26 protein-coding genes are annotated in these 20,888 nt (G+C 67.8%); 19 read left to right on the forward strand and 7 right to left on the reverse strand.

Annotated elements, in window-relative coordinates; genetic code table 11:
* Positions 1–686: class I SAM-dependent methyltransferase (locus FW784_RS05270; RefSeq protein WP_149352310.1), on the forward strand; the 686-nt coding region annotated here is incomplete at its 5' end.
* Positions 683–1,384 carry a pseudouridine synthase gene (locus FW784_RS05275; protein ID WP_149352311.1) on the forward strand — a complete coding sequence of 234 codons (702 nt, stop codon included), beginning with the start codon at positions 683–685 and terminating at the stop codon, positions 1,382–1,384. The genes FW784_RS05270 and FW784_RS05275, both read left to right, overlap by 4 nt.
* Before the next feature lie 11 nt (positions 1,385–1,395).
* Here the strand turns inward: FW784_RS05275 and FW784_RS14745 are convergent, their stop codons facing one another.
* The 4 genes from FW784_RS14745 to FW784_RS05295 all read right to left on the reverse strand — a co-directional run bounded on the left by FW784_RS14745 (position 1,396) and on the right by FW784_RS05295 (position 3,171).
* Positions 1,396–1,620: a helix-turn-helix transcriptional regulator gene (locus tag FW784_RS14745; RefSeq protein ID WP_149352312.1), complete on the reverse strand. Its 225-nt coding sequence runs from the start codon at positions 1,618–1,620 to the stop codon at positions 1,396–1,398.
* Positions 1,621–1,622: 2 nt separating this feature from the next.
* Complete coding sequence (locus FW784_RS14750; RefSeq protein WP_149352313.1) at positions 1,623–2,051, reverse strand: hypothetical protein; 429 nt, start codon at positions 2,049–2,051, stop codon at positions 1,623–1,625.
* Positions 2,052–2,132: 81 nt separating this feature from the next.
* Positions 2,133–2,681 (reverse strand): DUF1415 domain-containing protein, encoded by a 549-nt coding sequence (locus FW784_RS05290; RefSeq protein ID WP_149352314.1) that lies wholly within the window; start codon positions 2,679–2,681, stop codon positions 2,133–2,135.
* A gap of 1 nt (position 2,682) precedes the next feature.
* Entirely contained in the window at positions 2,683–3,171 is a 489-nt protein-coding gene (locus FW784_RS05295; RefSeq protein ID WP_149352315.1) for a YajQ family cyclic di-GMP-binding protein, read from the reverse strand.
* Positions 3,172–3,419: 248 nt separating this feature from the next.
* On the opposite strand from FW784_RS05295, the gene FW784_RS05300 reads away from it, so the two are divergent.
* The 3 genes from FW784_RS05300 (at position 3,420) to FW784_RS05310 (ending at position 5,755) form a co-directional block, all read left to right on the forward strand.
* Positions 3,420–3,926: a hypothetical protein gene (locus FW784_RS05300; protein ID WP_149352316.1), complete on the forward strand. Its 507-nt coding sequence runs from the start codon at positions 3,420–3,422 to the stop codon at positions 3,924–3,926.
* A 34-nt stretch (positions 3,927–3,960) separates the two neighbouring features.
* Positions 3,961–4,848, forward strand: a complete 888-nt coding sequence (locus FW784_RS05305) for a DMT family transporter (protein ID WP_235893582.1) — start codon at positions 3,961–3,963, stop codon at positions 4,846–4,848.
* Positions 4,849–4,921: 73 nt separating this feature from the next.
* Entirely contained in the window at positions 4,922–5,755 is an 834-nt protein-coding gene (locus FW784_RS05310) for a hypothetical protein (RefSeq protein ID WP_149352317.1), read from the forward strand.
* On the opposite strand, the gene FW784_RS05315 is transcribed toward FW784_RS05310, so the two are convergent.
* Positions 5,742–6,542 carry a DNA-formamidopyrimidine glycosylase family protein gene (locus FW784_RS05315; RefSeq protein ID WP_149352318.1) on the reverse strand — a complete coding sequence of 267 codons (801 nt, stop codon included), beginning with the start codon at positions 6,540–6,542 and terminating at the stop codon, positions 5,742–5,744. The genes FW784_RS05310 and FW784_RS05315 overlap by 14 nt on opposite strands.
* A 3-nt stretch (positions 6,543–6,545) precedes the next feature.
* Positions 6,546–6,749, reverse strand: coding sequence for a hypothetical protein (locus FW784_RS05320; RefSeq protein ID WP_149352319.1), 204 nt, complete (start codon positions 6,747–6,749; stop codon positions 6,546–6,548).
* Positions 6,750–7,125: 376 nt separating this feature from the next.
* On the opposite strand from FW784_RS05320, the gene FW784_RS05325 reads away from it, so the two are divergent.
* From FW784_RS05325 to FW784_RS05385, 13 genes are all read left to right on the forward strand, one after another.
* Positions 7,126–8,601, forward strand: a complete 1,476-nt coding sequence (locus FW784_RS05325; RefSeq protein ID WP_149352320.1) for a dihydrolipoyllysine-residue acetyltransferase — start codon at positions 7,126–7,128, stop codon at positions 8,599–8,601.
* Positions 8,602–8,603: 2 nt separating this feature from the next.
* Positions 8,604–9,725 carry a mechanosensitive ion channel family protein gene (locus FW784_RS05330; RefSeq protein ID WP_235893583.1) on the forward strand — a complete coding sequence of 374 codons (1,122 nt, stop codon included), beginning with the start codon at positions 8,604–8,606 and terminating at the stop codon, positions 9,723–9,725.
* The gene (lpdA, locus tag FW784_RS05335; RefSeq protein ID WP_149352322.1) at positions 9,725–11,566 is read left to right on the forward strand and encodes a dihydrolipoyl dehydrogenase; all 1,842 of its coding nucleotides are present in this window, start codon (positions 9,725–9,727) and stop codon (positions 11,564–11,566) included. Before FW784_RS05330 ends, lpdA begins: the two co-directional genes overlap by 1 nt.
* Positions 11,566–12,255 (forward strand): aspartate/glutamate racemase family protein, encoded by a 690-nt coding sequence (locus FW784_RS05340; protein WP_149352323.1) that lies wholly within the window; start codon positions 11,566–11,568, stop codon positions 12,253–12,255. The genes lpdA and FW784_RS05340 overlap by 1 nt, the downstream gene beginning before the upstream one ends.
* A gap of 271 nt (positions 12,256–12,526) precedes the next feature.
* Entirely contained in the window at positions 12,527–12,895 is a 369-nt protein-coding gene (locus FW784_RS14275) for a hypothetical protein (protein ID WP_187770687.1), read from the forward strand.
* 9 nt (positions 12,896–12,904) lie between these two features.
* Positions 12,905–13,735 carry a F0F1 ATP synthase subunit A gene (gene atpB, locus FW784_RS05350; protein ID WP_149352324.1) on the forward strand — a complete coding sequence of 277 codons (831 nt, stop codon included), beginning with the start codon at positions 12,905–12,907 and terminating at the stop codon, positions 13,733–13,735.
* A 73-nt stretch (positions 13,736–13,808) separates the two neighbouring features.
* Entirely contained in the window at positions 13,809–14,090 is a 282-nt protein-coding gene (gene atpE / locus FW784_RS05355; protein WP_149352325.1) for a F0F1 ATP synthase subunit C, read from the forward strand.
* Positions 14,091–14,176: 86 nt separating this feature from the next.
* Entirely contained in the window at positions 14,177–14,647 is a 471-nt protein-coding gene (locus FW784_RS05360; protein ID WP_149352326.1) for a F0F1 ATP synthase subunit B, read from the forward strand.
* A gap of 14 nt (positions 14,648–14,661) precedes the next feature.
* Positions 14,662–15,189, forward strand: coding sequence for a F0F1 ATP synthase subunit delta (locus FW784_RS05365; protein ID WP_149352327.1), 528 nt, complete (start codon positions 14,662–14,664; stop codon positions 15,187–15,189).
* Positions 15,190–15,241: 52 nt separating this feature from the next.
* Positions 15,242–16,789, forward strand: a complete 1,548-nt coding sequence (gene atpA / locus FW784_RS05370; protein ID WP_149352328.1) for a F0F1 ATP synthase subunit alpha — start codon at positions 15,242–15,244, stop codon at positions 16,787–16,789.
* A gap of 65 nt (positions 16,790–16,854) precedes the next feature.
* Complete coding sequence (gene atpG, locus FW784_RS05375) at positions 16,855–17,718, forward strand: F0F1 ATP synthase subunit gamma (protein WP_149352329.1); 864 nt, start codon at positions 16,855–16,857, stop codon at positions 17,716–17,718.
* A gap of 69 nt (positions 17,719–17,787) precedes the next feature.
* Positions 17,788–19,212, forward strand: coding sequence for a F0F1 ATP synthase subunit beta (gene atpD, locus FW784_RS05380; RefSeq protein ID WP_149352330.1), 1,425 nt, complete (start codon positions 17,788–17,790; stop codon positions 19,210–19,212).
* Between the two features lie 66 nt (positions 19,213–19,278).
* Positions 19,279–19,704, forward strand: a complete 426-nt coding sequence (locus tag FW784_RS05385; protein WP_149352331.1) for a F0F1 ATP synthase subunit epsilon — start codon at positions 19,279–19,281, stop codon at positions 19,702–19,704.
* Positions 19,705–19,774: 70 nt separating this feature from the next.
* Here the strand turns inward: FW784_RS05385 and FW784_RS05390 are convergent, their stop codons facing one another.
* A complete protein-coding gene (locus FW784_RS05390) occupies positions 19,775–20,197 on the reverse strand; it encodes a VOC family protein (protein WP_149352332.1) in 423 nt (140 codons plus the stop codon).
* Between the two features lie 210 nt (positions 20,198–20,407).
* On the opposite strand from FW784_RS05390, the gene FW784_RS05395 reads away from it, so the two are divergent.
* A partial coding sequence (locus FW784_RS05395) for a DNA lesion error-prone repair protein ImuA (protein WP_149352333.1) occupies positions 20,408–20,888 on the forward strand: 481 nt, incomplete at its 3' end.

Raw genomic sequence — 20,888 nt, forward strand, 5'->3', positions numbered from 1 at the left:
CCGGCGCGCGCTCGATGCAGGACGACCTTGCGTCGCTAGCAGGCCCCGTCAGCGTGCTGACCAAGCACAAATGCCGCGTGGTCTGGACGGAGCCGGGCGCGGTCGCCACGCCGCGCGTCGCCGAATGGCTGGCGCTGGACGCGCCGCGTCCGATCCTCGACGGCAGCGTGCTCAGCCGCCCCGGCCTGTTCGCATGGGACCGCGTCGACCCCGCATCGGCGCTGCTCGCCCGCTATCTGCCCGGCCACCTCACCGGGCGCGCCGCCGATCTCGGCGCCGGCTGGGGCTACCTGTCCGCCGAACTGTTGTCGCGCAACCCGGGCCTGGTCGCGCTCGACGCCTTCGAAGCGCAGTACCGCGCATTGCCGCTGCTCGAGCGCAACCTTGCGCGGTTCGCGCCGGGCGTCGTGGTGTCGACGCGCTGGGCGGACGTCACCGCCGGCATCGACGACCGCTACGACGTCGTGATCAGCAATCCGCCGTTCCACGCCGAAGACCGCACCGATCGCCCGGAACTCGGCCGTCGGTTCATCGAGGCCGCCTCGCGCGCACTGAAGATCGGCGGGCACTTCTTCATGGTCGCCAACCGCCACCTGCCGTATGAGGCCACGCTGTCGGCGATGTTCAAGGACGTGCGCCTGCTCGCCGACGCGCGCGGCTTCAAGGCCTACGAGGCGCGCCGATGAAGCTGCTGCGCGTGGTCGCCAACCTGGGCTATGGCTCGCGCAAGCAGGTGCAGCAGATTTTCCGCGAAGGCCGGATCACCGACGCCGCGGGCGACGTGCTCTACGCGGACGACGTGCGCGACCCCGGCGACGTGCGCATCGATGGCGAGCCGCTGGATCCGCCGACCGGCATCGTTTTGATGCTGCACAAACCCGTCGGCGCCACATGCTCGACGAAGGACGCCGGCCGCCTCGTCTACGACTACCTTCCACCGCGCTTCCGCCTGCGCGAGCCCGTGGTGTCGACGGTCGGTCGACTGGACCGCGACACCAGCGGCCTGCTGCTGATGACCGACGACGGCGCGCTTCTGCACCGGATCATTTCGCCCAAGCACAACGTGCCCAAGGTGTACGAGGCCATGCTTGCGCAGGACCTGCGCGGCGACGAGGCGACGACCTTCGCCAGCGGCGAGCTGATGCTCGACAACGAGACCACGCCGCTCGCGCCCGCGACGCTCGAGGTGATCGATGCACGCCATGCGCGGCTGACGATCAGCGAAGGCCGTTACCACCAGGTACGCCGGATGTTCGCGGCGGTGGGCAACCACGTGGTCGCGCTGCATCGAAGCCGCGTCGGCGGCCTCGGGCTCGGTGACCTGCCGTCGGGGCAGTGGCGGATGCTGGAACGGGGCGACGTCGACGCGATCTTCGCGAGCTGATCGCGCGTTCGTCAGCGCACGGGCCGTTGCAGTTGGAACACGTCTTCGACGCCCGTGCCGAGCGCTTCGGCGATGAGGAACGCGACCTCGAGCGACGGCGAATATTTCGCGCCCTCGATCGCGATCACCGTCTGCCGCGTGATGCCCGCAACGTCGGCAAGGTCCTGCTGGGTGATACCCGCATCGAGCCGCAGCTCCCTCAAGCGATTGGTGAGGCGCTGCGTCGACTTGCCCACGGTCAGAGCCCTCGTCGATACAGGGCCAGGCGCGTCGCGATCTCCACACCCTGCGACAGCACCAGCGCGCCGAACAGCACGTGCATGACGGCGAAGTTTCCCGGCACGTTCAGTGCCACGGCCAGCGAGGCGAACACGCCGATAGCCAATACGTGCGAGCCGATGCGGCTGGCGCGCAGGTCGATTCGGGTATCGCGCTCGTCGTGCTGCAGGCCATGCGCCAGTTCGCGACGCGCGGCGATCGCCAGCACGACCTGCCCCGCGACCTGGAAAGCCACCAGCGCGAATACCGCCGCGGCGAAGCGCGCAATGTCGGCCGGTGCCACGTTGGCGGCGTGGCCCGGCAGCACGTCGGCGAAGTAGCGGGCGTAAACCGCCACCACGGTGATCAACACGACCCACTGGCTCTTCTCCCTGAAGGAAATCGGCATGACGATAGCTCCGTGTTGGTATGAAAAAGCTTACATCGGAGTCTGCGACGGCCGCGTCAAACATGTCAAGAAAAATTTACATCAGGGCGCCGTCAGCAACCGGCGGTAACCCTCGACGCCCAACCGCCGCATCGTCGCGACGTTGCGCTCGACGATCGCGTCCGGATCCGGATAGGCCGCCACCGCGCGATCGATGCTCGACTCGCGCAGCAGGTGCAGCGTGGGAAAGGGCGTGCGGTTGGTGCAGTTCGACGGGTCGTCGGCCGGCTCGCCAGCAAACACGTACTGGGGATGGAAGCTCGCGACCTGGATCTCGCCTTCCAGCCCGAGCATCCGCACCGTCATGTCGGCGACGTCGAGGAAGTCGTTGTAGGCGAGGAAGTCCTGCAGCACGTGCGGATGCACGATCAGCGTGGTGTCGACGACATCGGCGGGTGTGTCGGCGAGCAGCCGCAGTTCGCGCTCGAGCGTTTCGCGCAGCGCGTCGATTTCGCGCGTATCGCTGAGCACGAATCGCACCTGCTGCTTGACGTGCACCGCCTTCGCGAAGGGGCAGAGGTTGAGCCCGATCACCGCACGCTCGAGCCAGCGGCGCGTCGCGGCGATCTCGGCGGGCTCGACCGTGTCCATCTCAGTCGCGGAAATTGTCGAACTGAAGCGGGCGCTCGAATTCCATGCCGCGCAGCAACTGCATCGCGGCCTGCAGGTCATCGCGCTTCTTGCCGGTGATGCGCAGCTTCTCGCCGTTGATCTGGCTGTCGACCTTGAGCTTCGCGTCCTTGATCGACGACTGGATCTTCTTCGCCAGCTCGCGCTCGATGCCCTGTTTCACCGCCACCGTCTGGCGCGCCCCGGCGACGTTGGTGAGCACGTCCTTGAACTCGAGGCAGCGTGCATCGATGCCGCGGGCGATCAGGCGCGTGCGCAGGATGTCGTTCATCTGCTTGAGCTGGAATTCGCTCGGCGCGGCGAGCGCGATCGAGGCGCCTTCGGCCTCCAGCTCGAAGCTGGCCTCCACGCCCTTGAAATCGAAGCGCGTGGTGAGCTCCCGATTGGCCTGGTCGATGGCGTTGGTGAGCTCGTGGGTGTCGACTTCGGAGACGACGTCGAAGGAAGGCATGGGGGCTCCTGGGGCGGCGCCGGACGATGGGCCGGCAGGCGGGAAGTGTAAGGCGAAGGCCTGCAGCGGCTTGGAGCCAGGACTGCGGGGACGCCACATCCGCGCCGGATCGGACACATCCACGCGACCCGCACGCGCCGCCTGCACAAGATGCATGCCTTGGGCCGGCGCCGCGCTGATGCACCGACCGGTCCTACCAAAGCGCCGCACGGCGCCCCATTCGCAATACACCCCGACAGCGCGACCCCATGCCCCTTCTGCTGCCAATCGCCCTGCTTTGCGTCGTGCTCGCCGTCGGCTTCCTGCTCGGCCTGGTGGGCATGCTGCGTCGGCCGTTCCAGGCGCCACGCTGGCAGCCGGTGTTTGCATGGATGCTGACGCTGCGAGCGTTGCTGCTCACGCTCGGAATACTCGTCGCGTTCGGCATCGCCGCATGGCGACATCCCGACGCCGTGGGCGCGCTGGGGCTCGGCCTACTGGCCGGCGCCGTGCTCGGCGCAGGTTCCGCCGTGACTGCCGGCCTGCAGCGCAACGGCACGTTTACGCTGCAGCGCCCACATCGCCTCTTTGCGGTGCTGGTGGCACTGGCCGTGCTGGGTCGCGCGCTCGCAAGCCTCGTCGACATGATCGCCGGCCGCGATGCCGCCGGGCTCCTGCCCATGCTCGGAGGGTTGCTCGGCGGCTACGCACTCGCGCATTCGATCGTGTTGCGCATGCGGCTCGCGCGCCGAGCGCGGTTGCAGCCGACGCGTTGACGCGGCACGGTGGTCGCCCCCACAGGCGGCCGCCATGTCCGATCACCCCACGCGTTCCATCGCGCTCATGCTCGGCGCGGTCGCCGGTTTCTCGCTGATGGACGCCGGGCTCAAGCACCTGAGCATGCATTACCCGGCGTTCCAGGTGGCCGCGCTGCGCGGCGCGTCGTCCCTGCCGTTCGTGCTGGCCTGGGCGCTGCACCGCGGCGGCATCGGGCCGTTGCTACGCGTTCGCTGGCGCCTTCACCTGCTGCGCGGCGCGCTGGGCGTGGCGATGATGGCCGCGTTCGTCGATGCGTTGAGAACACTGCCGTTGTCGACGGCGTACTCGATCTTCTTCATCGCGCCGCTGCTCGTCACAGGCCTGTCGGTGCCGATCCTCGGCGAGAAGGTGGGGCGCCGCCGCTGGATCGCGATCGGCATCGGCCTGACGGGCACGCTGGTGCTGCTGCGCCCGACCGGCGCGGGCGTGGTGAGCATCGCCGCGCTCGAGGTGCTGCTCGCCGCCACGATGTATGCCGTCAGCGCCGTGACCGTTCGACTGCTCGCGCGCACCGACAGCACGCAGTCGATGATGGTGTGGCTGATGGCGTTGATGGCGTTCGGCGCGGGCGTGCTCGCGTGGCCCCAGTGGCAAGCGGTGCGCGCGGACGATGCCTGGCTGATCCTGGGCATCGGCATCGCCGGCGGGCTTGCGCAATACGCACTGACCGAGGCCTTTCGGCTCGGCGAGGCCTCGTTGATCGCGCCACTCGAGTACACCGCGCTGGTGTGGGGCGTCCTGTTGGACGTCTCGCTGTGGGGCGTATTGCCCGATGCGGTGACATGGCTCGGCGCCGCGATCATCGTGGGCAGCGGGCTGTACCTGTTGCGCCGCGAGCGCGTGGCCGGCGCGGTGCCGCCGATCGTTACGGCGCCGTAAAACCGACCGGCGGTGCCCGGCCGCTACGGCCGCTATTCCATCCTCCGCGCTCACACTCATGGAGGGGAATGGCATGGCACGCACCAACATCTGGATCCCGATGCTCGCGCTCGTCGCGGCGACCGCTTACCTGCAGCCCGCCGCCGCGGCGCCGGCCGCGCGACAGAGGCCCGCGATCGAACGTCGCGGTCAGGACCTGCTGCCCAGCGCGCAGGCGCTGCGCCTGAGCCGCGCGCACAAGTCCGCGCCGGCCCCGGGCACCACCGCCGCAGCGGTCACCGTGGACGACGTGGGCGACGTCGATTCGTTCGACCGCAACCTGAAATGGCTCGGCGTCACCAACGCCTTCGTTACGCTCGACTCCGCGTGTGATCCGGCGACCACCGAGCATTGCCAGGTGATCGGCCCCGGCCAGACGAATTTCAACTTCGCCGATGTCGCGCACATCACGCTGCCGGGCAAGTCGGCGAAATCGCTGATGTGCTACTGGTTCTCGCCGGTGATCAACGTGACCTACAGCAACCCCGGCCCGACGCCGGCGGTCTCGCTGCTGCGCTACAACCCCACGCTCACCGTCGACAACCCGATGCTGTCCGATCCGGCGCTGATCGACCCCAACACGGGCCTGCCCTTCGGCGGGCACCTGACCACCAGCATGACGTCGTCGGAATTCTTCCAGGTGCCGTTGCCGCCGGCCACGACGATCAGCGAGCGCACGCGTGATTCCGCGGTCTGCATCGCCGGCTTCCTCAATCGCCGCATGATGATCGACACCTACGGCTTCAGCGAGGCGCAGGCCGACGAGTTCTTCAAGAAGCCGATGACGATCCATCTCAACGTCAGCGGCGCGGTACGCGGGGTGGCGTTGGCGAACTTCGTCTTCGGACTTCGCATCATCGGCGACTGACGCGCCGCCTCGGCGGGGCCGGCGGGGGCAACTCCGGCGGCCCCCCTTCGCCGTAGAAGCGCTGGCATGTATCGCACCAGAACGCGCGGCGTTCCTTCTTCCCGAGGTGCCGGCAGAAGCTTAGCGGCGTGCCGTCGCGCGGGCACGCCTTCTTGGCGTGCACCTGCCAGTGCTTGCGCAGTACGCACGCCTTCTTCCAGTGGTAGAAATCGAAGCTGTAGGCACGCGCCTCGCGGATCATGTCGCCCAGCTTGCGCGAGGGCAGGTCGCCGACGCGCGTCTGCGGATGGATGCGCACCCGGTGCAGCACTTCGTTCTTGATGATGTTGCCGACCCCGGCGAACACGTCCTGTTCGAGCAATGCGTCGGCCACGATCGTGTCGGGCATCGCGTTGAGCTTCTTGCGCGCGGCGCGTGGGTTCCATTCGTCCGACATCACGTCGGCCCCCCAGTCGTAAACATCGTCGAGCGGTTCGTCGATGAAGCGCACGGAACACGAATAGAAATTGATTTCGCGCTTGCGCGTGAAGCGGAGCGTGAGCCGCGGCACCTTGTCGTCGCGCGCCTCGTCGATCGTGTAGCTGCCGAACATCAGCAGGTGGATTCGCACGGCGACGTCGCCGAAGTCCAGCAGCAGGTGCTTGCCCCAGGTGCGGATCGTATGCAGTCGCTTGCCGGCCAGGCGCTGCAGGTCCTGCGTGCTGTTGCCGCTGACCTCGCGCACGCGCAGGCCGGCCAGTGATTCCGCTTCCTCGCGCAGGATGACGAGCGATGGACCCTCCGGCATGCCTCAGCGCCCCAGCGCGTCGAGACTGCCCTGCAACGCGGCGGCCAGCGCCGCGTCGCCGCTTACCAGAGCCTTCCACTGCAGCACCACGCCCTTGCGACGACCCTTCGGAACGAGCCTGAGCCCGTCGGCATCGATGGTGAGCGTGTAGGCCTCGCCCTCGATATCGATCTCGCGACGCAGTGGGCCTTCGAGTTTCGTGGTCATGTCGGCAACTTCGGGGACTGCCAGCAGGCTAGGTGGCCGCAGCGGCAGGCGACGTGAATCCGGGCGTCGCGGTGCCGTTGGGCAGCCCGGAGTCGATGCAGCATCCGGTCCCGCCGGCGGGTATCGCCGAGAGCTTGGCGAACCGCGGCTAGCGACCGGTCGGGTGACCAGAGCTGCAATCGTTTGCAGATCAGCCCGGGAGCCCGGGGTTTGCCTGCTTCGCGGCAGGTCATGGGCATGAACGGGCGCTGCGGCCGGCGCACACGCCACGCTCCAGCGAGGCCCCGTCGGTGGCGCGTGCACATCGCGTTGATGGCGCGCACCGGGCATAGAGGCGAGAATGCGTTTCTTGGCGATATCGACTGCGGAGCCCTGAATGGCCGACCTGAAAGAAGCGCGCGTCCCGGACATCGGTGGCCACGACGGCGTGCCTGTCATCGAACTGCTCGTCGCCGTGGGCGACACGGTGACGCTTGACCAGGGTCTGGTCACGCTGGAATCGGACAAGGCGACGATGGAGGTTCCCGCGCCGTTCGCGGGCACCGTGCGCGAGATCAAGGTCAAGGTCGGCGACAAGGTGGGCGAAGGCGCGCTGGTGGCGATGATCGAACCGGCCGAGGCGGCCGCGGGCGCCCCGCCGGCGGGCCCGTCGAGCGAAGCCATGCAGCCGGGCAAGGCTCCGGCGCAAGTGGCCACCTCGCCGTCGCAGCCGCGCACGTCCGAAACACCCGAGCGCGTGGAACCCGTCGCGCCTTCGGGCCAGCCCGACAACCTCGCGCAGCGCGACATCGCGAGCCATGCCGGGGTTTCCGCCGTGGTCGCGCAGGCGTCGACGCCCGGCCTCGTGGGAGCCGCGCACGCGGCCATGCCCGCCATCGAGCCGCGCACGCCGCCGGTCACCTTCGACGCCAGCGAGTTGATGCCCGACACGGTGCCGTACGCCAGCCCCGCAGTGCGCCTGTTCGCGCGCGAGCTCGGCGTCGACCTGTCGCACGTGAAGGGCAGCGCCAAGGGCGGCCGTATCACCAGGGACGACGTGCAGGGCCACGTCAAGCAGGTGATGTCGGGTGCCGCGGCGGCGCCTTCGGCCGGCGGCTCAGCGCTCGGCGGCGGGCTCAACCTGCTGCCGTGGCCGAAGGTGGACTTCGCGAAGTTCGGCGCCGTGGAAGTGCGCGAGATGTCGCGCATCAAGAAGCTGTCCGGCGCGAACCTCGCGCGCAACTGGGCGATGATCCCGCACGTCACGCAGCACGACGATGCCGACATCACCGATCTCGAAGCGCTGCGCATCGCGCTGAACAAGGAGAACGAGAAGACTGGCACCAAGGTCACCATGCTCGCGTTCCTGATGAAGGCCGTGGTCGCCGCGCTGAAGAAGTACCCGGACTTCAACGCCTCGCTCGACGCGACCGGCGAGAACCTGGTGCTGAAGAAATACTTCCACGTCGGCTTCGCGGCCGACACGCCGAACGGCCTCGTCGTCCCGGTGATACGTGACGTCGACCGCAAGGGCGTGGTCGAACTCGCGCAGGAAACCAGCGAGCTGGCGACGAAGGCGCGCGACGGCAAACTCGGCCCGGCGGACATGAGCGGCGGCTGCTTCTCGATCAGCTCGCTCGGCGGCATCGGCGGCACGAGCTTCACGCCGATCGTCAACGCGCCGGAAGTGGCGATCCTCGGTGTATCGAAGTCGGCGATGAAGCCGGTCTGGGACGGCAGCGCCTTCCAGCCGCGCTTGATCCTGCCGCTGTCGCTCAGTTACGACCACCGCGTGATCGACGGCGCATCGGCAGCGCGCTTCACCAGCTATCTCGCGCAGTTGATGGCCGACATGCGCCGCGTGTTGCTCTGACGATGCGGCAGGCCCCGGCGTCGCGCGAACTGCACGCCGCCGGCGCGCGCATGCGCGACGTTGCCACCGATGGCTGGCAGGGCGTGCAGCCGTTCCTCGATTACGAGCTGGTGCATGTCGCCGGCCTGCAGCTGACGGTCGGCGACCTCGCCTCGGCTTTGCTGCTGCTTGCGCTGTTCTTCGTCGCCTCCCGACTGGCGGCGCGCACACTGGCGCGCTACGGCGATCGCGAGGGTGTGGACACGGCCGCGGTCTATACGGTCAGCCGCGTCGCGCGCTATGCATTGATGGTGATCGGCTTCCTGGTCGCGCTCGAGGTGGCCGGGATCCCGGTGTCGAAATTCGCGGTGTTCGCCGGGGCGATCGGCGTCGGCCTCGGCTTCGGCCTGCAGGCGATCTTCAACAACTTCATCTCCGGCCTGATCCTGCTGTTCGACCGCTCGATCAAGATCGGCGATTTCGTCGAGCTGGAGTCAGGCGTGCACGGCGTGGTGCGGGACATCAAGATCCGCGCCACGCGCATCAGCACGAACGACAACCTCAACATCCTGGTGCCGAACTCGGAGTTCGTGAGCGGCCGCGTCACCAACTGGACGCTCCTGGAAACCTCGCGCCGCATGCGCATCCCTTTCGGCATCGCCTACGGTACGGACAAGGAGCGCGTGAAACAGGCCGCGATCGAGGCCGCGCGCGAGGTGCCGTTCACGCTCGAACACGAAGGCCCACGCGGGCCGCAGGTGTGGCTGGTCGAGTTCGGCGAGAGCCGGATGGAATTCCAGCTGATCGTGTGGATCAATGCCGACGCCACCAAGCGCCCGTCGACGGTCAAGGCGGCCTACAACTGGGCGCTGCACGGCGCACTGCAGCGCCACGGCATCGCCATCCCGTTCCCGCAGCGCGACCTGCACGTGCGCAGCCTGTTCGGCCATGAGCAGGGCGATGCAATCGCGTTGCTGCAGGGCCGCGCGTTGCCGGTCCAACCCGTCGAAACGGCGCCCGGGCCCGATGACCGCGAACTTGCGGCGCTGGCCGAGAACGACGCACAACGCGATCTCGAGCGCGAGATCCAGGAACACCCCCCGGCCGCCGACCACGGCGCCGCAGCGAAACCCGAGGAGAGATGATGGCTGCCCAGATCGAAGTGAAGGTTCCCGACATCGGCGGGCATGGCGACGTGCCGGTGATCGAGCTGCTCGTCGCTGTCGGCGATCGCGTCGCGAAGGACCAGGGGCTGGTCACGCTTGAGTCGGACAAGGCGACGATGGAAGTGCCGTCGTCGGCGGAAGGCGTGGTGCGCGAATTGCGCGTCAAGGTCGGCGACAAGGTTTCGGAAGGTGCGGTGATTGCGGTGCTGGAGAGCGATGCGGCCGCCGGCGCCGCGACGGCGTCGCCCGCTGCCGCGCCGTCGCGTGATGCCATCGCAGTGCAACCCTCGGCTAGCGCGGCCGAGGGCTATGGCGATTCCAGTCGCGGTATCCCGGCGTCGCAGGACGCGGCTTCCACGCCTGCATCCACGCCGGCACCCAAGGCTGCGGCGGCAAGTGGCCGCAAGGCCGACGTGGAATGCCGGCTGCTCGTGTTCGGCGCAGGCCCCGGCGGCTATACGGCCGCGTTCCGCGCCGCCGACCTCGGCCTCGAGACCGTGCTCGTCGAACGCTACCCGGCGCTCGGTGGCGTCTGCCTCAACGTCGGCTGCATTCCGTCGAAGGCGCTGCTGCATGCCGCCGCCGTCATCGACGAAGCGCAGCATGCGAAGGACTTCGGCGTCACGTTCGGCGAGCCGAAGATCGAACTCGATGCACTGCGCTCATACAAGGACAAGGTCGTCGGCCAGCTGACCAAGGGTCTGGCCGGCATGGCGAAGCAGCGCAAGGTGCGCACGGTGCAGGGCACGGGGCGCTTCGTGTCGCCGAACGAGGTCGAAGTGCAGGGCGAGGGCGGCACGCAGCTGATCCGCTTCGAGCAATGCATCATCGCCGCCGGTTCGCAGGCGGTGAAACTGCCGAACTTCCCGTGGGGCGATCGCCGCGTCATGGATTCGACCGATGCGCTGGAACTGGCCGAGATCCCGAAGTCGTTGCTGGTGGTGGGCGGCGGCATCATCGGGCTCGAGATGGCGACGGTGTATCGCGCGCTTGGCGCGCAGGTGACGGTCGTCGAGCTCGGCACGCAGCTGATGCCCGGCGCGGATACCGATCTCGTCAAGCCGCTCGCCGACCGACTGAAGAAGCAGGGCGTTGTCGTGCATCTCGAGGTCAAGGCCGCGTCCGTCGAGGCCTCCGACGCTGGCATCCGTGTCACCTTCGAAGGCGCGAAGGCGCCCGAGCCGCAGATGTACGACCGCGTGCTGGTCGCGGTCGGACGCAGCCCGAACGGCGCGAAGATCGGTGCAGAGGCCGCCGGCGTGCAGGTCGGCGAGCGCGGATTCATCCCGGTCGATCGGCAGATGCGCACCAACGTGCCGCACATCTTCGCGATCGGCGACGTTGTCGGCAACCCGATGCTCGCGCACAAGGCCACGCACGAGGGCAAGCTCGCCGCGGAAGTCGCCGCCGGCGAGAAGCGCGAGTGGGTGGCGCGCGTGATTCCGTCGGTGGCCTATACCGACCCCGAGATCGCGTGGGTGGGTGTCACCGAGACCGAGGCGAAGGCGAAGGGCCTGAAGGTCGGCGTGGGCAGGTTCCCGTGGGCCGCGAGCGGCCGCGCGATCGGCATCGGCCGCACGGAAGGCTTCACCAAGCTCGTCTTCGACGAAGCCACGCACCGCGTCATCGGCGGCGGCATCGTCGGCGTGCATGCCGGCGACCTCATCGCCGAGGTCGGGCTCGCGATCGAGATGGGTTGTGAAGTCGCCGACATCGGCATGACCATCCATCCGCATCCCACGCTCAGCGAGTCGGTCGGCATGGCCGCCGAAGTGTTCGAAGGCACGATCACCGACCTCTACATCCCGAAGAAGAAGTGATGCGTACGGTTGGCCTGATCGGCGGCATGAGCTGGGAGTCGACGCTGCCGTACTACCGGCTCGTCAACGAGCGCATCCGCGATCGGCTCGGCGGGCTGCACTCGTCGAAGCTGCTGCTCTACAGCGTTGATTTCGCGGAACTCGAGGCGATGCAGCGTGTGGGCGACTGGGAAGCCGCCGACGCGCTGATGACGGCCGCCGCGCGAGCCCTGCAGGCTGGCGGCGCGCAGGCACTGGCTATCTGCGCCAATACGATGCATCGCTCCGTGCCGGCGATCGAGGCGGTCGTCGACCTGCCGGTCCTGCACATCGCCGACGCCACGGCGCAGGCCGTGCGCGACGCCGGCCTTTCCCGCATCGCGCTGCTGGGCACGCGCTTCACCATGGAGCAGCCGTTCTATCGCGAGCGGCTCGAGCACGGCGGCCTGCGCGTGGTCGTGCCGGACGCTGCGCAGCGCGACGACGTCCACCGCGTGATCTACGACGAGCTCTGCCGCGGCCGGATCGTCGACGCGTCGCGGGATCGCTACCGCGCGATCATGGCCGCGCTGGTCGACGCCGGCGCCGAGGGCATCGTGCTGGGCTGTACCGAGATCGGCCTGCTCGTCGACAACGCGGACGCGACGGTGCCGCTGTTCGACACCACCGCCATCCACGCCCGCGCGATCGCCGACTGGCAGCTCGGATAGCCCGCTGACCGCCAAAAAAAGCCCCGGCACTGGGCCGGGGCGTGTCGCCTGCAGCGGCGGATCATCGACGAGGAGAGGCGTCACGACCGAAGCGGGCTGATCCTGGGACCGCGTCGGCTCCGGATGGTTCCTCAGGCAGCCCGAGGGCCCGGCCGGACGATCACCCCTGCCCCGGCGGCCGTTCCGGGTTGCCCGAAAACCTCACGCGCTCTATACTTTTGGGGCTCCACAGGGCGCTTTGGCGCCAGCCTCCAGACCGATGGAATCCCGCGTGCACGATCCACTGTCCGCAGGCCGTCGTCTGGCGTCGCGCGCAATCGTCTGGCAAGCCATCGCTACGGCCGTGGCCTCGCTGGCCTTCCTCCCCTTCGATGTGCGCGACGCGCTCGCGACGGCGGTGGGCGGCGGCGCGGTGGTCGCGGCGGCGGCGGTGTCGATGCTGATCGCCCTCGGCGGCGGCATCCGGCCTGCCGGCGTTGCGATGGCTAGGCTCCTGTTGGGAATGGCGGCCAAGTGGGCCACGGTCGCCATCGTCATTGTTCTCGGCCTCGCCGTCTGGCGCTTGCCTCCGATGCCGTTGCTGGTCGGGGTGATCGTGGCGACAGTGGCGGCCGTCCCGGCCCAACTTCTGAATCGATAGGTGTCTTCAGTGAGCGAGCAGACCGGTTCCGGCGGTGGCCTGAACGAGTACATCCAGCATCACCTCACCCAGAACACCATCCAGCTGGGCGGTGGCGGCTTCCACATCGACACGTGGGTGGTCTCGCTGGTGCTCGGCCTCATCTTCGTACTGTGGTTCGGCCTGGCCGCGCGACGCGCGACGGCCGGCGTGCCGTCGAAGGGACAGGCGTTCGTCGAGCTGATCCTCGAGTTCGTCGATGGCCAGGTAAAGGACACGTTCCACGGCGACCGCAGCTCCATCACCCCGCTGGCGCTGACGATCTTCGTCTGGGTCGTGATGATGAACTGCATGGACCTTCTGCCGCTCGACATGCCGGGCTGGCTGGTGCAGACCGCGTCCGGCAGCGAAGTCGCGCACCACACCTATTTCCGCTGGGTGCCCACGGCCGACCTCAACACGACGTTCGGGCTGTCGGTGCCGGTGTTCTTCATCATCCTGTATCACTCGATGAAGGCGAAGGGCATCGGCGGCTTCGGCAAGGAGCTGCTGACCGCGCCGTTCCACGGCCACGGCTTCGTCGCGGTGATCCTCGCGCCGTTCAACCTGCTGCTCAACCTGATCGAATACGCGGTCAAGCCGGTTTCGCTGGCGATGCGACTGTTCGGCAACATGTATGGCGGCGAGCTCGTGTTCATGCTCATCGCCGGCCTGCTGGGCGGCAGCCTCTACATGTTCGTGCCGGGCGTGGTCTTCAACGTCGCGTGGGCCCTGTTCCACATCCTCATCGTGCTGCTGCAGGCCTTCATTTTCATGATCCTGACGGTCGTCTACATCTCCGGCGCGTACGAGAGCCACTGATTCCGCTGTCGCGGTACCGCTCCACCCTTTCGTTCAACCCTTCAAATCCACTTAAATCGGCAGGAGAAACACCATGGAATTCATTGCTCATCTGCAGGGCATGACCGCGATCGCGATCGGCATGATGGTCGGCCTGGGCGCGATCGGCGCCTGCCTCGGCATCGCGCTGATGGGCGCGAAGTTCCTCGAGTCGGCCGCGCGCCAGCCGGAGCTGGTTCCGATGCTGCAGGGCCGCATGTTCCTGCTCGCGGGCCTGATCGACGCCGCGTTCATCATCGCGCTGGCCGTCGGCCTGCTGTTCGCGTTCGGCAACCCGCTGCTCGGCGCGGTCCAGGCCGCCGCGAACGCCGGTTGATCGCTGACGCACCTGCTGCAAGGCCGCCCGCAACCGCGGGCGGCTGACCGGGCGTCACCGCCCGACACGCGATTCCTGGAGCTGTCATGAATATCAACATGACCTTCTTTGGCCAGATGCTCACCTTCGCGGTGTTGATCTGGGTCACCATGAAGTTCATCTGGCCGCCGTTGAACGCGGCCATCGAGGAGCGTCAGCGCAAGATCGCTGATGGCCTCGCTGCGGCCGACAACAGCCAGAAGGCGCTGGAGCAGGCGCAGACCAACGCTGATGCGGCGATTCGCGAAGCGCGCGCCAAGGCCAACGAGATCATCGAGCAGGCCCACCAGCGTGCGAACCAGATCGTCGAGCAGGCGCAATCCGAAGCAGTGGCTGCGGGCAATCGGCAGAAGGACGTCGCGCAGGCCGAGATCGCTGCCGCCAGCAACCGTGCCCGCGAGGAACTGCGTTCGCAGGTTGCTTCGCTCGCCGTCGCCGGTGCCGAGAAGGTGCTTCGCCGCGAAATCGACCCGGGCGCACATCGCGTTCTGCTCGACGAGCTGGCCGCCCAGCTCTGACGGATGAGATCACGATGAGCCAGGCCCTGACCCTTGCCCGTCCCTACGCCCGCGCCGCGTTCAACGCCGCGCGGGACGAAGGTCGTATCAAAGCGTGGTCGGATGCGATGGGCTTCGCTGCCCGCGTCGCCGCCGACCCGCGCGCGCAGGCGGTGCTCAGGCATCCGCAGCTGACGTCCGAGAAGGCCTCGCATCTGCTCGCGATCGACGGTGCGGACGCCAGCGTGCACCGCTTCGTGCGGATGCTTGCCGACAATCGTCGGCTTGCGCTGCTTCCCGAGATCGCCGGCCTGTTCGAGCAACTGCGCGCCGAAGCCGAGCGCGTGGTCAAAGCGCGCGTCACCTCGGCCACCGCGCTGAGCGACTCGGAACTGGCATCGATCCGCGACGGCCTGAAGCGGCGCTTCGGTCGCGAGGTCGAGCTGGAAACCGCGATCGACGAATCGCTGATCGGCGGCGCGGTGATCGATGCCGGCGACGTGGTCATCGACGGCTCGGTCAAGGGCAAGCTCGCGCGCCTGCAGTCGGCGCTCGCCGCGTAGGCCCAAGAATTCATCTACTCCCGGCGCCCGCGCCGGAACCAGGGAAACTCCCATGCAGAACACGCTCAACCCGTCCGAAATCAGCGACCTGATCAAGACCCGCATCGAGCAGGTCGGCCTGGCTGCCGAAGCGCGCAACGAAGGCACGGTCACGTCGGTCTCCGACGGCATCGTCCGCATCTTCGGCCTGGCCGACGTGATGCAGGGCGAGATGATCGAGCTGCCGGGCAACACGTTCGCGCTCGCGCTGAACCTCGAGCGCGACTCGGTCGGCGCCGTGGTCCTGGGTGACTACGAGCACCTGCGCGAAGGCGCGGTCGCCAAGACCACCAGCCGCATCCTCGAAGTGCCGATCGGCGAGCAGTTGCTGGGCCGCGTGCTCAACGCGCTCGGCGACCCGATCGACGGCAAGGGCCCGCTGGGCGCCACGATGTCCGCGCCGGTCGAGCGCGTCGCGCCGGGCGTCATCTGGCGCAAGTCGGTCGACCAGCCGGTGCAGACCGGCTACAAGTCGGTCGACGCGATGATCCCGATCGGCCGCGGCCAGCGCGAGCTGATCATCGGCGACCGCCAGACCGGCAAGACCGCGATGGCCGTCGACGCGATCATCGCGCAGAAGGGCACCGGCATTAAGTGCATCTACGTCGCGATCGGCCAGAAGAACTCGACTGTCGCCAACGTCGTGCGTCGCCTGGAGGAGCAGGGCGCGCTTGCGCACACGATCGTGGTCGCCGCCACGGCGTCGGAATCGGCGGCGATGCAGTACATCGCGCCGTACGCCGGCTGCGCCATGGGCGAGTACTTCCTCGACCGCGGCCAGGACGCGCTGATCATCTACGACGACCTGTCCAAGCACGCCGTCGCGTACCGCCAGATCTCGCTGCTGCTGCGTCGCCCGCCGGGTCGCGAAGCGTATCCGGGCGACGTGTTCTATCTTCACTCGCGCCTGCTGGAGCGCGCCTCGCGCGTGTCCGAGGACTACGTCGAGAAGTTCACCAACGGCGCCGTGACCGGCAAGACCGGTTCGCTGACCGCGCTGCCGATCATCGAGACGCAGGCGGGCGACGTGTCCGCGTTCGTCCCGACCAACGTCATCTCGATCACCGACGGCCAGATCTTCCTCGAGACCGACCTGTTCAACGCCGGCATCCGCCCGGCCGTTAACGCCGGTATCTCGGTGTCGCGCGTCGGTGGCGCTGCGCAGACCAAGATCATCAAGAAGCTGTCGGGCGGCATCCGCATCTCGCTGGCGCAGTACCGTGAGCTCGCGGCGTTCGCGCAGTTCGCGTCCGACCTCGACGAAGCGACCCGCAAGCAGCTCGAGCGCGGCCAGCGCGTGACCGAGCTGATGAAGCAGAAGCAGTACGCGCCGATGCCGATCTCGCTGCAGGCGCTGTCGATCTACGCCGTCAACGAAGGCCACCTGGACGACGTGCCGGTCGCCAAGATCGGTGCGTTCGAGGCGGGCCTGCATTCGCACTTCGTGAACACGCAGGGCGAGCTGGCGGGCCGCATCGACCAGAGCGGCGCGTGGGACGACTCGATCGAGAACGCTTTCAAGCAGGTGATCGCCGAGTTCAAGCAGACGGGCAGCTGGTAATTCCAGTCGTCACCCGGGCGCTGTATCGCGCCCGATCCCGGTAGCAGCAGACAAGCGAGCGAGAGATGGCAGGCGGACGCGAAATCAAATCGAAGATCAAGAGCGTGCAGAACACCCGCAAGGTGACGCGCGCGCTTGAGATGGTCTCCGCCTCCAAGATCCGCAAGGCGCAGGACCGGATGAAGACCTCGCGCCCGTACGCGCGGGTGATGAAGCAGGTGATCGGGCACGTCGCGCAGGCCAATGGCGACTATCGCCATCCCTACATGGTCGAGCGCAAGGACGTGAAGCGCGTCGCCTACGTGATCGTCTCCAGCGATCGCGGCCTCGCCGGTGGCCTCAACAACAACATGTTCCGCAAGCTCGTCGGCGAGTTCCGTCGCTGGCACGAACAGGGCGTCGAGATCGACGTGGTGACGATCGGCCAGAAGGCGTCGGTGTTCTTCCGCCGCCTCAAGGTCAACCTGATCGGCACGACGACGCACCTGGGCGACATGCCCAAGCTCGAGCAGCTGATCGGCGTGATCAAGGTCGTGCTCGACGCGTTCGAGGCCGGCCAGGTCGATCGCGTGTTCCTCGCCTACAACCACTTCGTCAACACCATGACGCAGCAGGCGACGTTCGACCAGCTGCTGCCGTTGCCGCCTGCTTCGACGCGCGTGGCGCAGCACGACTGGGACTACATCTACGAGCCGGACGCGCAGACGGTGCTCGAACACGTGCTCACGCGCTACATCGAGTCGCTGGTCTACCAGGCCGTGCTCGAGAACATCGCGTCGGAACACGCGGCGCGCATGGTGGCGATGAAGGCGGCGTCGGACAACGCGACCAAGCTCATCGGCACGCTCAACCTCATCTACAACAAGGCCCGCCAGGCCGCGATCACCCAGGAAATCTCGGAGATCGTCGGCGGTGCCGCGGCGGTCTGATCGACGCCACCCGCTGAGCGCGTTCCCCGCGCCCGCATCCAACGAATCGGTTTACCAAGGAAACGATCCATGAACGCTCAGGTCACTCCCAGCACCACGGGCACCATCGTCCAGATCATCGGCGCGGTCGTCGACGTCGAGTTCCCGCGTGATGCGGTGCCGCGCGTGTACGACGCGCTGAAGGTCGACGGCACGGCGATCACGCTCGAAGTGCAGCAGCAGCTCGGCGACGGCGTCGTGCGCACGATCGCGCTCGGCTCGACGGATGGCCTGAAGCGCGGCCTCGTCGCCAACAACACCGGCCGCGCGATCGCGGTGCCGGTCGGCGCCGGCACGCTCGGCCGCATCATGGACGTGCTCGGTCGCCCGATCGACGAAGCCGGCCCGGTGCAGGCCTCGGAGTTCTGGGAAATCCATCGCGCGGCACCGTCGTACGAAGACCAGTCCTCGGGCAACGACCTGCTGGAAACCGGCATCAAGGTCATCGACCTGATGTGCCCGTTCGCGAAGGGCGGCAAGGTCGGCCTGTTCGGCGGCGCCGGCGTCGGCAAGACCGTCAACATGATGGAACTGATCAACAACATCGCGAAGGCGCACGCGGGCCTGTCGGTGTTCGCCGGCGTGGGTGAGCGTACCCGCGAGGGCAACGACTTCTATCACGAGATGAAGGACTCCAACGTCCTCGACAAGGTCGCGATGGTGTACGGCCAGATGAACGAGCCGCCGGGCAACCGCCTGCGCGTCGCGCTGACCGGCCTGACGATGGCGGAGTACTTCCGCGACGACATCGACCCGGCGACCGGCAAGGGCCGCGACATCCTGTTCTTCGTCGACAACATCTACCGCTACACGCTGGCCGGCACCGAAGTGTCGGCGCTGCTCGGCCGCATGCCGTCAGCCGTCGGTTACCAGCCGACGCTCGCCGAGGAAATGGGCGTGCTGCAGGAGCGCATCACCTCGACCAAGACCGGTTCGATCACCTCGATCCAGGCCGTCTACGTGCCCGCGGACGACCTGACCGACCCGTCGCCGGCGACCACCTTCGCCCACCTCGACGCCACCGTCGTGCTGTCGCGAAACATCGCCTCGCTGGGCATCTACCCGGCGGTCGACCCGCTCGACTCGACCTCGCGCCAGCTCGACCCGAACGTGATCGGCAACGAGCACTACGACGTCGCGCGCAAGGTGCAGTCGACGCTGCAGAAGTACAAGGAGCTCAAGGACATCATCGCGATCCTCGGCATGGACGAGCTGTCGGAAGAAGACAAGCAGGCCGTGTCGCGCGCGCGCAAGATCGAGCGCTTCTTCTCGCAGCCGTTCCACGTGGCCGAAGTGTTCACCGGCTCGCCGGGCAAGTACGTGTCGCTGAAGGACACGATCCGCGGCTTCAAGATGATCGTCGAAGGCGAGTGCGACCACCTGCCGGAGCAGGCGTTCTACATGGTCGGCGGCATCGAGGAAGCCTTCGAGAAGGCCAAGAAGATCAACGGCTGAGCCGGTTGATCTGCACGGCGCCGATGTGAGTCGGCGCCGACGCCCCGCGAACGAATCGAGAAAGACATGGCATCCACCATCCGTTGCGACATCGTCAGCGCCGAGCATGAGATCTACAGCGGCGACGCCGAGCTGGTCGTCGCGACCGGCGAACTCGGCGAGCTCGGCATCGCGCCGAAGCACGCACCGCTGATCACGCGCCTGAAGCCGGGCAAGGTCGTGGTGACCCTGCCGGGCGGCCAGCACCTGGACTTCGCGATCTCCGGCGGCATCCTCGAGGTGCAGCCGAACGTGGTGACCGTGCTTGCCGACACCGCAATCCGCGCCGAGGACATCGACGAGGCGGCGGTGCGTGCGGCGAAGGAAGAAGCCGAGCGCGTGCTGGCCAGCAAGGATCCGAAGATGAGCCTCGAGGAAGCGCAGGCGCAGTTGGCGATGTCGCTGGCGCAGCTCTCGGCGCTGGAGCGGTTGCGGAAGAACCTCAAGCACTGAGTTTCAAGTGTGCCTGTAGCGAAACGCCGGCCCAGCGCCGGCGTTTTTGTTTGCGGTGTCCGGAAGCTACTCACGCGTCTCGAACCGCAGGCCCTTTCAATTCGATCGTGTTGCCATCCGGATCGCGGAAATACAGCGACGGCCCGTCGCCCTCGGCGCCGAAGTTGGTCGAGGTGGGCTCGGCCACGTCGATGCCGTGCATCGCGAGGTGTTGGCGGATCGCCGCATCGTCGAACGGCTCGACGCGCAATGCGATGTGATCGACGTTGCGCGCGGTGTCGCGTGTAGCGTCCCCACCGCGCGCGCCGAGCCGTCCGGCGACGTCGACGAGGTCGATCATCGATGCGCCCGTGCGCAGATGGACGAGTCCGAGATCGTATCGCTCGCGCGCGATCGTGCAGCCGAGCACCTCGCGGTAGAAGCGCAGGCTGCGCGGGAGGTCGGTGACGCGCAGGACGACGTGGTCGATGCGGTGGATGTCGAAAGGGCGCATGGCATGGCTCCGGTCGGGACGACAGGATCGCGCGCCATCACGACCCGCGGCGGATAGTGGGTGGACCAGGCTGTCGCGCGGCGGTCTCAGCTGCAGCGAAGGCGATGGCGCAGCCTGTCTCGACGTGATGCGCGACGGCATCCAGCGAACCGATGAGACGACCGGCGGCATCACGTGCAGGGAACGCTTGTTAGTAATATTACTAACAGCATGAACTCTTCAGCGCCTGCCTCCGATATCGCCCGACTTGCCGGAGACGGCTTGAGGGGCGAGGTGCATGCGCTCGACGCGCTCTTGCGTGATCGCGCGATCTGGCGCGGCCGGGCGCCGGCGGCACCCGCGCGTGATGGCGTCGCTACGGGTTTCGGGTCGCTGGACGCCGTACTGCCAACGCGGGGCTGGATCGCGGCCGGCCTGAACGAAGTGCTGGTGCCCTGCGACGGCGTGGGCGAGCTCGAGCTGCTCTGGCCGCTGCTCGCGCAGGCGACCGCGGGAGGCGGGCAGGTCGCGCTGATCGCACCGCCTTACGTGCCCTATGCCCCGGCCTGGCATGCGGCGGGCGTGCGGCTCGAGCGGCTGCACGTGGTGCAGGCCGATCCGCGCGACGGCCTGTGGGCCGCGGAACAATGCATGCGTTCGGGTGCCTGCACGGCGGTGGTGTGCTGGCCGCAGACGTCCGACGACCGAGATC

Source organism: Cognatilysobacter lacus, assembly GCF_008274655.1.
In the GTDB taxonomy this organism is placed as follows: domain Bacteria; phylum Pseudomonadota; class Gammaproteobacteria; order Xanthomonadales; family Xanthomonadaceae; genus Cognatilysobacter; species Cognatilysobacter lacus.

Coding starts and splice junctions, on each gene's coding strand:
- FW784_RS05275 (WP_149352311.1), top strand. CDS start 683: ATGAAGCTGCTGCGCGTGGTCGCCAACCTGGGCTATGGCTCGCGCAAG.
- FW784_RS14750 (WP_149352313.1), bottom strand. CDS start 2,051: ATGCCGATTTCCTTCAGGGAGAAGAGCCAGTGGGTCGTGTTGATCACC.
- FW784_RS05290 (WP_149352314.1), bottom strand. CDS start 2,681: ATGGACACGGTCGAGCCCGCCGAGATCGCCGCGACGCGCCGCTGGCTC.
- FW784_RS05295 (WP_149352315.1), bottom strand. CDS start 3,171: ATGCCTTCCTTCGACGTCGTCTCCGAAGTCGACACCCACGAGCTCACC.
- FW784_RS05300 (WP_149352316.1), top strand. CDS start 3,420: ATGCCCCTTCTGCTGCCAATCGCCCTGCTTTGCGTCGTGCTCGCCGTC.
- FW784_RS05305 (WP_235893582.1), top strand. CDS start 3,961: ATGTCCGATCACCCCACGCGTTCCATCGCGCTCATGCTCGGCGCGGTC.
- FW784_RS05310 (WP_149352317.1), top strand. CDS start 4,922: ATGGCACGCACCAACATCTGGATCCCGATGCTCGCGCTCGTCGCGGCG.
- FW784_RS05315 (WP_149352318.1), bottom strand. CDS start 6,542: ATGCCGGAGGGTCCATCGCTCGTCATCCTGCGCGAGGAAGCGGAATCA.
- FW784_RS05320 (WP_149352319.1), bottom strand. CDS start 6,749: ATGACCACGAAACTCGAAGGCCCACTGCGTCGCGAGATCGATATCGAG.
- FW784_RS05325 (WP_149352320.1), top strand. CDS start 7,126: ATGGCCGACCTGAAAGAAGCGCGCGTCCCGGACATCGGTGGCCACGAC.
- FW784_RS05330 (WP_235893583.1), top strand. CDS start 8,604: ATGCGGCAGGCCCCGGCGTCGCGCGAACTGCACGCCGCCGGCGCGCGC.
- lpdA (WP_149352322.1), top strand. CDS start 9,725: ATGGCTGCCCAGATCGAAGTGAAGGTTCCCGACATCGGCGGGCATGGC.
- FW784_RS05340 (WP_149352323.1), top strand. CDS start 11,566: ATGCGTACGGTTGGCCTGATCGGCGGCATGAGCTGGGAGTCGACGCTG.
- atpE (WP_149352325.1), top strand. CDS start 13,809: ATGGAATTCATTGCTCATCTGCAGGGCATGACCGCGATCGCGATCGGC.
- FW784_RS05360 (WP_149352326.1), top strand. CDS start 14,177: ATGAATATCAACATGACCTTCTTTGGCCAGATGCTCACCTTCGCGGTG.
- FW784_RS05365 (WP_149352327.1), top strand. CDS start 14,662: ATGAGCCAGGCCCTGACCCTTGCCCGTCCCTACGCCCGCGCCGCGTTC.
- atpA (WP_149352328.1), top strand. CDS start 15,242: ATGCAGAACACGCTCAACCCGTCCGAAATCAGCGACCTGATCAAGACC.
- atpG (WP_149352329.1), top strand. CDS start 16,855: ATGGCAGGCGGACGCGAAATCAAATCGAAGATCAAGAGCGTGCAGAAC.
- atpD (WP_149352330.1), top strand. CDS start 17,788: ATGAACGCTCAGGTCACTCCCAGCACCACGGGCACCATCGTCCAGATC.
- FW784_RS05385 (WP_149352331.1), top strand. CDS start 19,279: ATGGCATCCACCATCCGTTGCGACATCGTCAGCGCCGAGCATGAGATC.
- FW784_RS05390 (WP_149352332.1), bottom strand. CDS start 20,197: ATGCGCCCTTTCGACATCCACCGCATCGACCACGTCGTCCTGCGCGTC.